This window comes from Moritella sp. 36 (genome assembly GCF_018219415.1).
In the GTDB taxonomy this organism is placed as follows: domain Bacteria; phylum Pseudomonadota; class Gammaproteobacteria; order Enterobacterales; family Moritellaceae; genus Moritella.
This window is the reverse complement of sequence record NZ_CP056120.1, coordinates 4,649,038-4,665,373: the sequence shown is the minus strand read 5'-3', so window position 1 is coordinate 4,665,373 and position 16,336 is coordinate 4,649,038. Positions and strand designations below refer to the sequence as shown.

Genomic DNA, 16,336 nt, shown 5'->3' with positions numbered 1-16,336 from the left:
GATGGCGAGAATAAAGTAGGAAGTGCGATATGCAAATAATGACCTTAATTCCAGAGTTAAAAAAAATTGCACGCGCCACTGGTGCAGTGATTTATGATATTTATCAATCGGGTGAGTTTGAGCAAGAAGTTAAACTCGATCATACACCGGTCACCAGTGCTGATATCGCGGCCCATCACTATTTATCTAAGCAACTTGCGTTACTGACGCCTGACATTCCAATCTTATCTGAAGAAGATTGTGATATTGCCGTTGAAGAGCGTCAATCTTGGGAAACTTATTGGTTATTAGATCCGTTAGATGGCACCCAGGAGTTTATTTCTCGTAGTGGTGATTTTGCGACGATTATTGCATTGGTACACAAGAATAAACCTATCTTGGGGATGATTTACGGCCCTAAAGATGACGTTCTCTATTGGGCTGTTGACGGGGAAGGTGCATACAAAGAAACATTGGAAGGTGAAGAAAGAATCTTCAGTCATACATGTCTGCAACCTTTAACCAGTTTAAATGTGGTTGTGAGCCGCGTTCAGAACCCAGACAACATCCGTAAGTTAGTTGAAGATGATATTGACTTAGAATTACAATCTCTCGGCTCTGCGAGCTTAAAAGGCTGCTTAGTTGCAGAAGGTAAAGCGGATTGTTATATACGCTTAGGCATTACTGGTGAGTGGGATACAGCAGGTACGCAATGTATCGTGACTGAAGCGGGAGGGGCTATTCTTGATTTGAATTTAAACCCACTCTCTTATAACCAGCGCGATACATTAAAAAATCCTGACTTTATTGTACTCGGAGACCGTAATCTGACATGGTCTGAGATCTTAACGGGTTAAATAAATTAGTTTTATATCAAATAGTGAAAAGGTCAGCGTATTGCTGACCTTTTTATTATTCATTGAACCGTATGTTCGTTTATTGGAATGACGCGAATACTAGGATTAGTACTAATACTGGGCAAACAAATTTTACGTATACAGGCCAGATCTTCCAAAAGATAGAATGCTCTGTTACACCTTCTTGTTCTCTGATTTCTGCCATTAAGCCTTTACGGCTCCAAACCCAACCTGCAAAGATTGCTACGCCTAAACTAATGAGTGGTTGTGCGTATTGCGTCGTGAGTGTGATAACAAAACCAAACAGTGTTGAGAAGTTAAATACAATCACTAAGCTAAGTGCAGTGACGATCGTACCAACGATATAGGCCGCTTTCTTACGTGTCATAGATGCACGTTCTGCAAGATAACTTGTTGGTGATTCCATCATACCAATCGCCGATGTTAATGCGGCAACAAACAATAATGCAAAGAATAAAATTGAAACCGGGTATTGTGCAGCGCCCATCGTTTCAAATAATGCCGGTAATACCGTAAACACTAATGTATCAGAACTCAGTAGACTGCCGTCAGCAGCGAAGATCTCAACGCCATTATGTGAAGCCACATACATAGCAGGTAAGATCACCATACCTGCAAAAAATGCGACAGCGGTATCCATCAGTGTCACTTGCGCGGCTAATTTAGCAATATTTTCTTTTTTGTTTAAGTAAGAACCGTATACCATCATGCAACCACTGCCTAATGATAGTGAGAAGAATGTTTGACCGAGTGCTCCAATCAGTACGTCACGGTCTAGGATGCGGCTAAAATCAGGAATAAGTAACGCTCGTAAACCTAGCTCTGCACCTGGTTGAGTCAAGATATAAAGCATTGCAGCGATAAGCATTATAAATAACAGTGGCATTAAACGCTTCGACCATTTCTCGATACCGTCTTCTACACCTTGTTGGATAACTAGGACTGTGAACATCGCGAATATCACTGTAAATACCACGTTGCGTGATAATGACATATCTACTAACCAGTTAGCAGTTGTTGTAGAGCCCATCATGTCTGCAATTGGTGCTAAGGTATTGCTGATGAACCAACCTGATAAAATACCGTAGAAAGAAAAAATCAGTGCTGACGTTATGATTGCCGCAAGACCAATGGTAATACCAATTAATTTAACGCTTTTACTTTTAGCGAGTTTACTTAATGCATTAGCGGGGTTTGTTTGTCCATGGCGGCCGATCATCAATTCAGCAATTAGCATTGGATAACCAAGCATAAAGATGAGAACAAGATAAACCAGTAAAAAAGCACCGCCGCCGTTACTTGCTGCTTGTGTTGGGAATCCCCAAATATTACCAACACCAACAGCAGACCCTGCTGCCGCCATAATGAAACCAAATTTAGAGCTAAACTGGCCGCGTTTAGCTGATTCTATTGTTGTACTGATGGTCGACATAACTCTCCGTGTAAACTTTTATTTACTGTAGGTTTGGTTGTAACTAAATATTTACGATTAATATCCTATTTAAGCGTGTTTTCGTCAACGTTTTATTTTGGTATTGGTCGTTTATTTGGGTTTTAAGTGTTGTTTGATGATATTTTATGCGGAGTTTATTTTAAGTTGGAGTTTGTAAATAATTATTTACAAGCTCTGTTTTTAGGTTTGTTTATAACGTATTTGTACCTGTCTTAAAAACGATAAAAATAAGTTAGTTGCTGATAATGTTGAAAGTAGTATTATAATATCAATGTTAACAATCCCTACCCCTTAATGAATGACATTTAAATTATGACCGGAATTAGAGCTCAGCAAAAAGAAAAAACCCGCCGTTCACTGATCAACGCGTCATTCAGACTCGTGACTGCAGAACGAAGCTATTCAAATTTAAGCTTACGTGAAGTTGCACGTGAAGCTGGGATCGCACCTACGTCTTTCTATCGCCATTTTTGCGACATGGAAGAGTTGGGCTTAACCATGGTTGATGAAGGAGGGCTGACATTAAGACAGCTGATGCGTCAAGCACGACAACGTATTGAAACTGGTGGTAGCGTGATCAAAACCTCTGTAGAAACATTTATGGAGTTTGTTGAACAAAATCCAAATATTTTTCGAGTTTTATTGCGTGAGCGTTCTGGTACATCGGCAGCCTTTCGAGCTGCGGTATCTAGAGAATTACGTCACTTTAGCGCTGAGCTAACCGATTATATTGAACTCGCAAGTAAACTAAGCCGTGATGAAGCGACGATTCAATCTGAGGCAATGGTCACAATTGTTTTTAATGCGGGGGCTGAAGCGTTAGATTTATCGAACGAAGAACGTCGAATATTGTCTGACCGTACTATAATGCAATTGAGAATGATTGCAAAAGGTGCAGCGGTATTAAAAATGACAAGAGGTATTGCGCTGTAAACTTTGAACATTGAGGTATTTAAATGACGACAAAGAATCAAGCGGGTTATAAACCATTATACTTTGCCTTTTTAGCAGGCTTATGTGGTAACGCAACATTAGCAACGTTAACGACAAGTGAAGTTCCATTCAGTATTTTTCCGCTCATTGCATTAGTGCTGGTGGCTTATAATTGGTATCAAGTTTATATGACTAGCGCTATTGAAAGCCATATAAGCAAATCGTCATTAGGTTTGTTTGTTATTGGTGTTTTGATATACACGACATTTGTACGTATGGAATATCCTGAGTTAGGCAGTAATTTCTTCCCCTTGATATTGGTATTAGGTCTATCTGCTTGGGTAGCAAAAACCATCGGTGTGTTCAGATCTAAAAAACAGGCATAATATCGGACTTATAAAAAAGCTCGTTAGCAACAATGTTGTTAACGAGCTTTTATCTATTCAAATTAATGTTGAGTTAACTTTTCGTTAGCTCTTTTTCGTTAAGTACACACCTGATTCAATATGGTGGGTATACGGAAATTGATCGAACAATGCAAAGCGGTCGATATTGTGCGTTTGACTTAATGCTTCGAGGTTGTCACTCAATGTTTCTGGGCTGCAAGAAATATAAACGATATTATCGTATTCTTGCACCATTTTAACTGTGTCAGCATCCAAACCTGCACGTGGAGGATCGACAAAAATAGTGTTGCAATTAAATGTCGTTAAATCAACTTTTGCATCTTTAAGGCGGTTGAACTCTCGTTCACCATTAATCGCAATTGTAAATTCTTCTGCAGATAAACGTAAGATAGTTAAATTGTCTAATCCGTTTTCGGCGATATTGTATTGTGCAGACTGCACTGATGATTTAGATATTTCTGTCGCTAATACTTTTTCAAAGTTTGGTGCTAATGCGATAGAGAAATTACCATTACCACAATACAACTCAAGTAAATCACCACTACAATCTTTAGTTACGTCTAATGCCCACTCAAGCATTTTCTGATTGACGATACCGTTTGGTTGCGTGAAGCTGTTTTCAACTTGCTTGTATTTTAATTTTTTACCCGCAACGTTAAGTTCTTCAACCACGAATTCACGATCTAATACGACCTTTTGTTTTCTAGCACGGCCAATAATGTCGATATTGAAGCGTTCACTTAGTTTTTCTTTTAATGCTTTCGCTTCAGTGATCCATTCATCACTTAATTGACGATGGTAAAGTAAGCTAACCAACAGTTCACCGCTTAGTGTTGATAAAAAATCGACTTGGAAAAGTTTGAAACGCAATAAGTTTGATTTTTTTAGTTCCAAAATCAGTGCTGGCATTATCTCGTTAATCAATTTACTACCAGGCAGGAAATAATCGATTTTTATTTTTTGCTTAGTTTCTTTATCAAACATGATGTAGTCAAGATCGTCGCCATCATGCCAAACACGAAATTCAGCACGTAAACGATAGTTCTCTGCCGGAGAGTCAAAGACTTCTAATTCAGGTGGTGAGAATTTTTTAAATGTGTCACGTTGACGAGCTGCTTTATCGTCAAGCTGTGATTGGTAGTTGTCGGGGTGCATTTCGATCATGTGGGCTCACCGTAGTTAGATACTAAACAAAAGAGTAGGGATTGTAAGACCCAAATAGAGTTTGTCCAGCATATTTTACCTTCAGTTCGATACTTACCTTACCTTATCTTGAAAATATAAATAACCGAATTATAAATATACATTTATCTCACATGACTCTATACTTTTTTTTGTTATTACTTGTAGAAGTAAATCTCTAGTTTAGTAACATACATTTATTGGGGGAATCCAGTTAGATTCTGGACCTGTCGCGCAACGGTGATAGTGCTTAGCACTTAAGGCCGGTCTCCAATAGGAACCTGAGTAATTAATAAAATAATAAATACTCAATTTTGCTGAATGATTCGGCTTATTTTTCTACGCGTAAATAGGAAAAATTTACAATGTCTAAAAAACTCTTAGCAACTGCATTACTGCCGTTTGCTGCTCTTGCCCAAGATCCATCTACTACCAATAATGAAGAAGTAACAGTAGTTACTGCCAACCGTATTGAACAAGCTGTTGCTGATGTACTTGCGCCTGTAAGCATAATCACTCGTGATGATATTGAACTCACACAAGCTAAATCTGTTATTGATGTATTTCGTATGCTACCAGGAGTAGATATCGGTGTTAACGGTGGTAGAGGACAACTAGCAAGCGTATTTATTCGCGGTGGTGAGTCAGATCATGCGTTAGTACTCATTGACGGAATTCGTATGGTAACGTCAGTATCCGGCTCTCTTGATTTTAACCAAATTCCAATTAATCAGGTTGAAAGAATAGAGTTTATTCGTGGTGCTAGAGCTGCTGTATATGGTTCGGAGGCCGTGTCTGGTGTAATCAATATTATTACTAAATCAGGCCATCAACAGGGTAGCACATCATTAACAGCTGGTGTTGGTAGTGATGATTATATCGAAGGTAATTTATATTCACTTTTTAGTATTGGCGATAATACTAAGGTTAAGTTAAGTGCAAATTATGAAACTACAGATGGCTATAATGTAAAACCTCAGGCTGCTAATGCTGGAGACACGCACGGATTTGATAGCGAAAGTTACCTCGTTGCTTTAGATCATAAGTTTTCTAAAGGTTGGAGTGCTTATGTCCAGTCGCGTTATTATCAGAATACATACGAATACGATAGCTCAGGAGCAAAGAGAGAATCTTGGATAAGTAATCTAGCTGCTGATGTTGGTATTAAATATAACAAGGATGCAATAACATCTAGTTTCCAATACCGAATTTCAGAACAAGATACGTATGATTATGATGCGGGCTCTGATAAATCATCAGATAGTGATGGTGCGAACAATTACAAGCAACAGGATGCAAACTGGATAGCGACATATACTCTTAATAATTCGACGCTATCAGGCGGCGTTGATTGGCGCGATGAAGAAATGTATGCGTATGGCGGCAGTTCTGATGACTCGCGTCGAAATGCGGGTGTGTTTTCAAATATTGTTACGTCTTATCAATCGTTTACTTTTGAAGGTGCGGTTAGACTAGATGATAATGAATTTTATGGAACTCATAATACGTGGAGCGTCGGCAGTGGTTGGCAGATAAATCGTGCGTACCAGCTAAAAGCTTCAGTTAGTACGGCATTTAAAGCGCCAAGCTTAAATGAATTACATTCAAATAGTGCAAATCAGGACTTGAAACCTGAAGAGGCTATTAACTATGAATTAGGTCTGAGTGTAACTGAAGAATTATTTGATTTATCTCTGCAAGTTTATCGAAATGAAGTGTCAGATATGATCACTTATATTGGCGGTTGGCCAAATAGTGTCTACGATAATGTTGATGGTGAAAGTGTATTACAAGGTGCGGAGCTGGGATTAGGCTTTGATCTTGGAATATTATCAAATAATATTTCTTTAGAGTACCTAGATGCGCATGATGCTAAAGGTAATGAGTTATCTAGAAGAGCCAAACATAAAGCAAAGTGGCAAGGTATTATTAGCACTAATAATATAGATTGGTCTCTGCAGTATCTATATCAAGGCGAGAGAATTGATGGATCTAATACTCTTGATGCTTATAGCTTAGTTAATGCATCGGCACAATTTTTTGTTACAGACGAGTTGACTCTTTCTGCTCGCATTGAAAATTTATTTAATGAACAATATGAAACAGCGTATGGTTATGCAACAGCTGATCGTTCTGTTTACGTATCAGGTAAATATAGTTTCTAAGTAAGTATTTTTAGGATGGTATCTGATTATTTAATACCATCCTTTTTGTTTTCTTTTATACTGGATTGTTTCAATTTATTCCCCCCTTGATTATCATAAGCCTTTTGTAATAACCGAATGGCTGATACATGAGTAAGATATTGATTTTTGATTCTGGTGTAGGTGGTATATCTATATATAAAGCAATCAAAGAGCAATTACCAAACGCTGATTATCTTTACTTGTTTGATAATAAGTATTTCCCTTATGGTGAACTTGAACCTGAGTTTCTTATCGAGCGTGTTTGCCAGTTAATCGGACATATGTATGAAGAGTACAACCCTGACCTTGTTGTTATCGCATGTAACTCTGCGAGTACATTAGTACTACCCGCTTTACGTAAACGTTTTCCTATTCCTTTTGTTGGCGTTGTACCCGCAATAAAACCCGCAGCATTACAAAGTCGAAAGAAAAAAATAGGTTTGTTGGCAACGCCTGGCACTGTTTCTCGAGACTATACGCAATTACTTGTAAGTGAGCATGCCCAAGACTGTGAGATCGACATGATTGGAACAACAAGTCTTGTGTTACAAGCTGAAAACAAACTATATGGTAAACCTGTTGACTTAGATGAAATAAAAAAGGTTGTATCAAAATGGACCGTTGCTATTAATAGTCCTGATATTGTTGTATTGGGCTGTACTCACTTCCCGCTGTTAGCTGAGGAGTTAGGGCTGATTGTTGGTGAGCATATTAAATTTATCGATTCAGGGATGGCTATCGCATCTCGTGTTAAACATATCCTCGGCGATAGTGTGCTTTTTGGTGGTGACAATGATGGTGGAAAAGCGTTTTGTACCAAAATACAGGCACAAAAAAAGCTGACTTGCCTATTTAATGAAATAGGGTTAAGCCAGCCTTTATATATAGACGTATAATTTAATGAAACAAATTATTCAGCAGAATGAACCGTGCGTTCATTTGCTTCACGTACTTTTAATGTCCGTTGTTGATATTCTGCATCGTTAAGCGATTGAATTGCTTCTTTCGCGTCAGCCTCTGGCATTTCTACAAAACCAAAACCACGACGTTTACCTGTATGTTTATCTTTCATTAAGCGAACTGATAATACCTGACCATGTTCTGCAAACAATGTACGTACTGATGTTTCATTTGCTCGGTAAGGTAAGTTCCCTACGTATAATGTCGTTGTCTCTACAGCTACGCTGTCTGAAGATGAAGGTGTTGTGAATTTAATTGTAATACCAGTAATAATTGCACCAATAGCAAACGCAATAGGCGCTGGTATTGTATTTCCTATAAAGGAAAGCGCTGCAAAACCAATTGCTGCAATCGCTACCGAAATAATGGATGCTCGAGTTGCATTAGATAAAGTTGAAAAGCCCATCGTTTTAAAGAACCTCTGAAAAAACATAAGTGATTAATATTAAAGAATAATTCATCAATTGTTACTCTTGTCCCTAATAGTAACTAATATCTAGAAGAGCGACAATCAGTCTCAATGTATCAATAAAAAGCTACAAAAAATCATAGCTGTGTCTTATTTTGTCAAAAAATGTATGAAATACAAACAAAAATATTGCATTCATTCAAATATAAATGGTTACTCTGTGTATAAGCTGGTAGTAAGTTGTTATTAATATTATCTTTCGTGTTTTTATATGAAAATGCTTGTCATCATCAGCTATCTCTCTATAATGCGACCTCACTGACACGGCAGTAGCCGCTAAGTAAAGGTGTTTATCAGTATCGAAAGTTACTTTTTAACCTCCTGAAATAAAGTGCAAATATGCACTTGACTTCGAAATTGGTTTGCGTAGAATACGCAGCCTGACTACGACGCAAAGCGTTGTTGTCAATGCTCTTTAACAATTTATTCAAGCAATCTGTGTGAGCACTTGCAGAGATATAATGACCAAAAATTATATCAATGTAATTGTGAACATTAAATTAAATCGAAAGATTTGGTTTTATAAACAACAAACCTCGGTTTGTTGTTGAAGTACAGAATTCATTGAGCCGACTTAATCAACATCGTTGATTAGTCAAAAAACTTTTAATTGAAGAGTTTGATCATGGCTCAGATTGAACGCTGGCGGTAGGCTTAACACATGCAAGTCGAGCGGAAACGAAGAATAGCTTGCTATTCTGGCGTCGAGCGGCGGACGGGTGAGTAATGCTTGGGAATCTGCCTAGTCGAGGGGGACAACAGTTGGAAACGACTGCTAATACCGCATACGACCTACGGGTGAAAGGGGGCCTCTTCTTGAAAGCTCTCGCGACTAGATGAGCCCAAGTGGGATTAGCTTGTTGGTGAGGTAAGAGCTCACCAAGGCGACGATCCCTAGCTGGTCTGAGAGGATGATCAGCCACACTGGAACTGAGACACGGTCCAGACTCCTACGGGAGGCAGCAGTGGGGAATATTGCACAATGGGGGAAACCCTGATGCAGCCATACCGCGTGTATGAAGAAGGCCTTAGGGTTGTAAAGTACTTTCAGCGAGGAGGAAAGGCAGTAGATTAATACTCTACTGCTGTGACGTTACTCGCAGAAGAAGCACCGGCTAACTCCGTGCCAGCAGCCGCGGTAATACGGAGGGTGCAAGCGTTAATCGGAATTACTGGGCGTAAAGCGCATGCAGGCGGTTTGTTAAGCGAGATGTGAAAGCCCCGGGCTCAACCTGGGAACTGCATTTCGAACTGGCAAACTAGAGTTCTTGAGAGGGTGGTAGAATTTCAGGTGTAGCGGTGAAATGCGTAGAGATCTGAAGGAATACCAGTGGCGAAGGCGGCCACCTGGCAAGTAACTGACGCTCAGATGCGAAAGCGTGGGTAGCAAACGGGATTAGATACCCCGGTAGTCCACGCCGTAAACGATGTCTACTCGGAGTTTGGTTCCTTGAGAACTGGGCTCTTAAGCTAACGCATTAAGTAGACCGCCTGGGGAGTACGGCCGCAAGGTTAAAACTCAAATGAATTGACGGGGGCCCGCACAAGCGGTGGAGCATGTGGTTTAATTCGATGCAACGCGAAGAACCTTACCTACTCTTGACATCCATAGAACTTTCCAGAGATGGATTGGTGCCTTCGGGAACTATGAGACAGGTGCTGCATGGCTGTCGTCAGCTCGTGTTGTGAAATGTTGGGTTAAGTCCCGCAACGAGCGCAACCCTTATCCTTATTTGCCAGCACGTAATGGTGGGAACTCTAAGGAGACTGCCGGTGATAAACCGGAGGAAGGTGGGGACGACGTCAAGTCATCATGGCCCTTACGAGTAGGGCTACACACGTGCTACAATGGCGCATACAAAGGGCTGCAAACCAGCAATGGTAAGCGAATCCCATAAAGTGCGTCGTAGTCCGGATTGGGGTCTGCAACTCGACCCCATGAAGTCGGAATCGCTAGTAATCGTGAATCAGAATGTCACGGTGAATACGTTCCCGGGCCTTGTACACACCGCCCGTCACACCATGGGAGTGGGCTGCACCAGAAGTCATTAGCTTAACCTTCGGGAGGGCGATGACCACGGTGTGGTTCATGACTGGGGTGAAGTCGTAACAAGGTAGCCCTAGGGGAACCTGGGGCTGGATCACCTCCTTACGTAAAGTTGTTAATTTTTGTAAGTGCCCACACAAATTGCTTGAATAGAGAAATTAAAGACATAGTAAATGTCAGTAGGACTGTAGCTCAGTTGGTTAGAGCGCGCCCCTGATAAGGGTGAGGTCGGTAGTTCAAATCTACTCAGTCCTACCAATTTACTAGCCACAATGATGTGGGGCTATAGCTCAGCTGGGAGAGCGCCTGCCTTGCACGCAGGAGGTCTGCGGTTCGATCCCGCATAGCTCCACCACATCATGTTCTCAGGAAGAGACCAAAGTTAAATCTGCTTATGTATAGCAAGCGACTTAACTTTGGTTTTTTTAACTCTAAAATTCAGGGTTAGAGACGAAAACTTTGCTTTTTAGCAAATGCTCTTTAAAAATTTGGAAAGCTGAATAAATAAAGAAGTTCTTAAAACACGTTATTGCTTCGGCAATAACAATATAGTGTTCTTGAGTATTCTTGAGGCGAAAAAAAACTAGATAATACCTAGTTATTTCAATTGTACGGTCGACTTTAGATTGTATGGTTAAGTGACTAAGCGTATACGGTGGATGCCTAGGCAGTCAGAGGCGATGAAGGACGTGTTAATCTGCGTTAAGCTGTGGGGAGTTGATAAAAAGCGTTAATCCACAGATTTCCGAATGGGGGAACCCACTCTACTTTGTAGAGTATCGTAACGTGAATACATAGCGTTGCGAAGCGAACCGGGAGAACTGAAACATCTAAGTACCCCGAGGAAAAGAAATCAATAGAGATACCCTTAGTAGCGGCGAGCGAACGGGGTCTAGCCCTTAAGCAGTTTGGAAGTTAGTGGAAGATTCTGGAAAGTTTCACGATACAGGGTGATAGTCCCGTACATGAAAACGACCTTACTGTGAAATCGAGTAGGACGGCACACGTGATATGCTGTTTGAATATGGGAGGACCATCTTCCAAGGCTAAATACTACTGACTGACCGATAGTGAACCAGTACCGTGAGGGAAAGGCGAAAAGAACCCCTGTGAGGGGAGTGAAATAGAACCTGAAACCGTATACGTACAAGCAGTGGGAGCAGACTTGTTCTGTGACTGCGTACCTTTTGTATAATGGGTCAACGACTTAATTTCAGTAGCAAGGTTAAGCGAATAGCGGAGCCGTAGGGAAACCGAGTGTTAACTGCGCGAATAGTTGCTGGGATTAGACCCGAAACCCGGTGATCTAGCCATGGGCAGGTTGAAGGTTGAGTAACATCAACTGGAGGACCGAACCGACTAATGTTGAAAAATTAGCGGATGACTTGTGGCTGGGGGTGAAAGGCCAATCAAACCGGGAGATAGCTGGTTCTCCTCGAAAGCTATTTAGGTAGCGCCTCGCGTCTAACTATTGGGGGTAGAGCACTGTTAAGGCTAGGGGGTCATCCCGACTTACCAACCCTTTGCAAACTCCGAATACCAATAAGTTCAATCGCGGGAGACACACGGCGGGTGCTAACGTCCGTCGTGGAAAGGGAAACAACCCAGACCGTCAGCTAAGGTCCCAAAGTGTATGTTAAGTGGGAAACGATGTGGAAAGGCTCAGACAGCCAGGAAGTTGGCTTAGAAGCAGCCATCTTTTAAAGAAAGCGTAATAGCTCACTGGTCGAGTCGGTCTGCGCGGAAGATTTAACGGGGCTAAACATACCACCGAAGCTACGGATGCAAGACTTGTTCTTGCATGGTAGAGGAGCGTTCTGTAAGCCGTCGAAGGTGAGTTGAGAAGCTTGCTGGAGGTATCAGAAGTGCGAATGTTGACATGAGTAACGATAATGGGGGTGAAAAACCTCCACGCCGAAAGACCAAGGGTTCCTGTCCAACGTTAATCGGGGCAGGGTGAGTCGACCCCTAAGGCGAGGCCGAAAGGCGTAGTCGATGGGAAACAGGTTAATATTCCTGTACTCACTTATATTGCGATGGGGTGACGGAGAAGGTTAGGCTAGCATGGCGATGGTTGTCCATGTTTAAGGTTGTAGGCTGTGTGCTTAGGTAAATCCGGGCGCACATTAAGGCTGAGAGCTGATGACGAGTCTCTACGGAGATGAAGTAGTTGATACCCGGCTTCCAGGAAAAACCTCTAAGCTTCAGATATAAGAGAATCGTACCCCAAACCGACACAGGTGGTTAGGTAGAGAATACTAAGGCGCTTGAGAGAACTCGGGTGAAGGAACTAGGCAAAATGGTACCGTAACTTCGGGAGAAGGTACGCCGATGATGGTGAAGGACTTGCTCCGTAAGCTATTGTCGGTCGCAGAGAAATGGTGGCTGCAACTGTTTATTAAAAACACAGCACTGTGCAAAATCGAAAGATGACGTATACGGTGTGACGCCTGCCCGGTGCCGGAAGGTTAATTGATTGGGTTAGACTTAGGTCGAAGCTCATGATCGAAGCCCCGGTAAACGGCGGCCGTAACTATAACGGTCCTAAGGTAGCGAAATTCCTTGTCGGGTAAGTTCCGACCTGCACGAATGGCGTAATGATGGCCACGCTGTCTCCACCCGAGACTCAGTGAAATTGAAATCGCTGTTAAGATGCAGTGTACCCGCGGCTAGACGGAAAGACCCCGTGAACCTTTACTATAGCTTGGCACTGAACATTGAACCTACATGTGTAGGATAGGTGGGAGACGTTGAAGCATTGTCGCTAGATGATGTGGAGTCAACCTTGAAATACCACCCTTGTACGTTTGATGTTCTAACGTAGGTCCCTTATCGGGATTGCGGACAGTGTCTGGTGGGTAGTTTGACTGGGGCGGTCTCCTCCCAAAGAGTAACGGAGGAGCACGAAGGTTGGCTAAACATGGTTGGACATCATGTGGTTAGTGCAAAGGCATAAGCCAGCTTAACTGCGAGACAGACACGTCGAGCAGGTACGAAAGTAGGTCTTAGTGATCCGGTGGTTCTGAATGGAAGGGCCATCGCTCAACGGATAAAAGGTACTCCGGGGATAACAGGCTGATACCGCCCAAGAGTTCATATCGACGGCGGTGTTTGGCACCTCGATGTCGGCTCATCACATCCTGGGGCTGAAGTTGGTCCCAAGGGTATGGCTGTTCGCCATTTAAAGTGGTACGCGAGCTGGGTTTAGAACGTCGTGAGACAGTTCGGTCCCTATCTGCCGTGGGCGTTTGAGAATTGAGAGGAGCTGCTCCTAGTACGAGAGGACCGGAGTGGACGAACCACTGGTGTTCGGGTTGTTATGCCAATAGCATTGCCCGGTAGCTAAGTTCGGAACTGATAACCGCTGAAAGCATCTAAGCGGGAAGCAGGCCTCGAGATGAGTTCTCACTGGGACTTTAAGTCCCCTGAAGGGCCGTTGGAGACTACAACGTTGATAGGCAAGGTGTGTAAGTGCTGTGAGGCATTGAGCTAACTTGTACTAATTACCCGTGAGGCTTAACCATACAAATTAAAGTATGATTAATTGAAATATCGACTTAAGAATAGATTGAACACTACTATTTATCGAAAGATAGGTTTTAAAGACTTCTTTATTTATAGCTTTTCAGATTTTAAAGATACAACTTGAAAGCAAACCAAATTTGCTTGGTGACCATAGTGTTGCGGTACCACCTGATCCCATTCCGAACTCAGTAGTGAAACGTAATAACGCCGATGGTAGTGTGGGGCTTCCCCATGTGAGAGTAGGGCATCGCCAAGCGCCAAATTAAATTGTTGTAACGATAGTTACAGCAATTTTCAGATAACACTCCTTGAGTGATATTTGAAAATTGCCGTGTTTAACACGCCAATGCTCTTTAACAATTTATTCAAGCAATCTGTGTGAGCACTTGCAGAGATATAATGACCAAAAATTATATCAATGTAATTGTGAACATTAAATTAAATCGAAAGATTTGGTTTTATAAACAACAAACCTCGGTTTGTTGTTGAAGTACAGAATTCATTGAGCCGACTTAATCAACAACGTTGATTAGTCAAAAAACTTTTAATTGAAGAGTTTGATCATGGCTCAGATTGAACGCTGGCGGTAGGCTTAACACATGCAAGTCGAGCGGAAACGAAGAATAGCTTGCTATTCTGGCGTCGAGCGGCGGACGGGTGAGTAATGCTTGGGAATCTGCCTAGTCGAGGGGGACAACAGTTGGAAACGACTGCTAATACCGCATACGACCTACGGGTGAAAGGGGGCCTCTTCTTGAAAGCTCTCGCGACTAGATGAGCCCAAGTGGGATTAGCTTGTTGGTGAGGTAAGAGCTCACCAAGGCGACGATCCCTAGCTGGTCTGAGAGGATGATCAGCCACACTGGAACTGAGACACGGTCCAGACTCCTACGGGAGGCAGCAGTGGGGAATATTGCACAATGGGGGAAACCCTGATGCAGCCATACCGCGTGTATGAAGAAGGCCTTAGGGTTGTAAAGTACTTTCAGCGAGGAGGAAAGGCAGTAGATTAATACTCTACTGCTGTGACGTTACTCGCAGAAGAAGCACCGGCTAACTCCGTGCCAGCAGCCGCGGTAATACGGAGGGTGCAAGCGTTAATCGGAATTACTGGGCGTAAAGCGCATGCAGGCGGTTTGTTAAGCGAGATGTGAAAGCCCCGGGCTCAACCTGGGAACTGCATTTCGAACTGGCAAACTAGAGTTCTTGAGAGGGTGGTAGAATTTCAGGTGTAGCGGTGAAATGCGTAGAGATCTGAAGGAATACCAGTGGCGAAGGCGGCCACCTGGCAAGTAACTGACGCTCAGATGCGAAAGCGTGGGTAGCAAACGGGATTAGATACCCCGGTAGTCCACGCCGTAAACGATGTCTACTCGGAGTTTGGTTCCTTGAGAACTGGGCTCTTAAGCTAACGCATTAAGTAGACCGCCTGGGGAGTACGGCCGCAAGGTTAAAACTCAAATGAATTGACGGGGGCCCGCACAAGCGGTGGAGCATGTGGTTTAATTCGATGCAACGCGAAGAACCTTACCTACTCTTGACATCCATAGAACTTTTCAGAGATGAATTGGTGCCTTCGGGAACTATGAGACAGGTGCTGCATGGCTGTCGTCAGCTCGTGTTGTGAAATGTTGGGTTAAGTCCCGCAACGAGCGCAACCCTTATCCTTATTTGCCAGCACGTAATGGTGGGAACTCTAAGGAGACTGCCGGTGATAAACCGGAGGAAGGTGGGGACGACGTCAAGTCATCATGGCCCTTACGAGTAGGGCTACACACGTGCTACAATGGCGCATACAAAGGGCTGCAAACCAGCAATGGTAAGCGAATCCCATAAAGTGCGTCGTAGTCCGGATTGGGGTCTGCAACTCGACCCCATGAAGTCGGAATCGCTAGTAATCGTGAATCAGAATGTCACGGTGAATACGTTCCCGGGCCTTGTACACACCGCCCGTCACACCATGGGAGTGGGCTGCACCAGAAGTCATTAGCTTAACCTTCGGGAGGGCGATGACCACGGTGTGGTTCATGACTGGGGTGAAGTCGTAACAAGGTAGCCCTAGGGGAACCTGGGGCTGGATCACCTCCTTACGTAAAGTTGTTAATTTTTGTAAGTGCCCACACAAATTGCTTGAATAGAAACGTTAAAGACAGTCTTATGAAAATAAGACAACGTTTGGGATGAAATCCAAACGTAGAAAGTAAATAGTGTCCCGTTCGTCTAGAGGCCTAGGACACCGCCCTTTCACGGCGGTAACACGAGTTCAAATCTCGTACGGGATACCATCTTTCTTCTGTAAGGAAGATGGAGTATTTTT

Annotated in this window: 8 protein-coding genes, 3 tRNA genes and 4 rRNA genes; 12 read left to right on the top strand and 3 right to left on the bottom strand. The window is 42.7% G+C overall.

What is annotated here, in order from left to right; genetic code table 11:
- Positions 1–29 precede the first annotated feature (29 nt).
- Positions 30–836 (top strand): 3'(2'),5'-bisphosphate nucleotidase CysQ, encoded by an 807-nt coding sequence (cysQ, locus tag HWV03_RS20740; protein WP_211677744.1) that lies wholly within the window; start codon positions 30–32, stop codon positions 834–836.
- A gap of 79 nt (positions 837–915) precedes the next feature.
- Here cysQ and HWV03_RS20735 read toward each other — a convergent pair whose 3' ends face one another.
- Positions 916–2,289, bottom strand: a complete 1,374-nt coding sequence (locus HWV03_RS20735; RefSeq protein ID WP_211677743.1) for a sodium-dependent transporter — start codon at positions 2,287–2,289, stop codon at positions 916–918.
- A gap of 333 nt (positions 2,290–2,622) precedes the next feature.
- On the opposite strand from HWV03_RS20735, the gene fabR reads away from it, so the two are divergent.
- Positions 2,623–3,243: an HTH-type transcriptional repressor FabR gene (gene fabR / locus HWV03_RS20730; RefSeq protein ID WP_211677742.1), complete on the top strand. Its 621-nt coding sequence runs from the start codon at positions 2,623–2,625 to the stop codon at positions 3,241–3,243.
- Between the two features lie 23 nt (positions 3,244–3,266).
- A complete protein-coding gene (locus HWV03_RS20725) occupies positions 3,267–3,629 on the top strand; it encodes a DUF1422 family protein (protein ID WP_211673286.1) in 363 nt (120 codons plus the stop codon).
- An 84-nt stretch (positions 3,630–3,713) separates the two neighbouring features.
- Here the strand turns inward: HWV03_RS20725 and trmA are convergent, their stop codons facing one another.
- Complete coding sequence (gene trmA / locus HWV03_RS20720) at positions 3,714–4,814, bottom strand: tRNA (uridine(54)-C5)-methyltransferase TrmA (RefSeq protein ID WP_211673285.1); 1,101 nt, start codon at positions 4,812–4,814, stop codon at positions 3,714–3,716.
- Between the two features lie 383 nt (positions 4,815–5,197).
- Between trmA and HWV03_RS20715 the strand changes: the two genes are divergently transcribed.
- Together HWV03_RS20715 and murI are read left to right on the top strand one after the other, a co-directional pair.
- Positions 5,198–6,997 (top strand): TonB-dependent receptor domain-containing protein, encoded by a 1,800-nt coding sequence (locus tag HWV03_RS20715; RefSeq protein ID WP_211677741.1) that lies wholly within the window; start codon positions 5,198–5,200, stop codon positions 6,995–6,997.
- 128 nt (positions 6,998–7,125) lie between these two features.
- Complete coding sequence (murI, locus tag HWV03_RS20710) at positions 7,126–7,914, top strand: glutamate racemase (protein ID WP_211677740.1); 789 nt, start codon at positions 7,126–7,128, stop codon at positions 7,912–7,914.
- A 14-nt stretch (positions 7,915–7,928) separates the two neighbouring features.
- Here the strand turns inward: murI and HWV03_RS20705 are convergent, their stop codons facing one another.
- Positions 7,929–8,384 carry an RNA recognition motif domain-containing protein gene (locus HWV03_RS20705; RefSeq protein WP_211677739.1) on the bottom strand — a complete coding sequence of 152 codons (456 nt, stop codon included), beginning with the start codon at positions 8,382–8,384 and terminating at the stop codon, positions 7,929–7,931.
- A 670-nt stretch (positions 8,385–9,054) separates the two neighbouring features.
- Here HWV03_RS20705 and HWV03_RS20700 point away from each other — a divergent pair.
- From HWV03_RS20700 to HWV03_RS20670, 7 genes are all read left to right on the top strand, one after another.
- Positions 9,055–10,599: ribosomal RNA gene (locus HWV03_RS20700) — 16S ribosomal RNA — on the top strand.
- A gap of 76 nt (positions 10,600–10,675) precedes the next feature.
- Positions 10,676–10,752: transfer RNA gene (locus HWV03_RS20695), tRNA-Ile, on the top strand.
- Between the two features lie 21 nt (positions 10,753–10,773).
- Positions 10,774–10,849: transfer RNA gene (locus HWV03_RS20690), tRNA-Ala, on the top strand.
- A 277-nt stretch (positions 10,850–11,126) separates the two neighbouring features.
- A 23S ribosomal RNA gene (locus HWV03_RS20685) occupies positions 11,127–14,018 on the top strand.
- A 141-nt stretch (positions 14,019–14,159) separates the two neighbouring features.
- Positions 14,160–14,275, top strand: a 5S ribosomal RNA gene (gene rrf / locus HWV03_RS20680).
- Positions 14,276–14,564: 289 nt separating this feature from the next.
- Positions 14,565–16,109 (top strand): 16S ribosomal RNA (locus HWV03_RS20675).
- The 16S, 23S and 5S rRNA genes sit together here with 3 tRNA genes alongside, the layout of an rRNA operon.
- Positions 16,110–16,228: 119 nt before the next feature.
- Positions 16,229–16,304: transfer RNA gene (locus tag HWV03_RS20670), tRNA-Glu, on the top strand.
- The last annotated feature ends 32 nt before the right edge of the window (positions 16,305–16,336 follow it).

Bases quoted from the DNA above. Each gene is read 5' to 3' on its own strand.
- HWV03_RS20725 (WP_211673286.1), top strand. From the start codon at position 3,267: ATGACGACAAAGAATCAAGCGGGTTATAAACCATTATACTTTGCCTTT.
- fabR (WP_211677742.1), top strand. From the start codon at position 2,623: ATGACCGGAATTAGAGCTCAGCAAAAAGAAAAAACCCGCCGTTCACTG.
- HWV03_RS20715 (WP_211677741.1), top strand. From the start codon at position 5,198: ATGTCTAAAAAACTCTTAGCAACTGCATTACTGCCGTTTGCTGCTCTT.
- trmA (WP_211673285.1), bottom strand. From the start codon at position 4,814: ATGATCGAAATGCACCCCGACAACTACCAATCACAGCTTGACGATAAA.
- murI (WP_211677740.1), top strand. From the start codon at position 7,126: ATGAGTAAGATATTGATTTTTGATTCTGGTGTAGGTGGTATATCTATA.
- HWV03_RS20735 (WP_211677743.1), bottom strand. From the start codon at position 2,289: ATGTCGACCATCAGTACAACAATAGAATCAGCTAAACGCGGCCAGTTT.
- HWV03_RS20705 (WP_211677739.1), bottom strand. From the start codon at position 8,384: ATGGGCTTTTCAACTTTATCTAATGCAACTCGAGCATCCATTATTTCG.
- cysQ (WP_211677744.1), top strand. From the start codon at position 30: ATGCAAATAATGACCTTAATTCCAGAGTTAAAAAAAATTGCACGCGCC.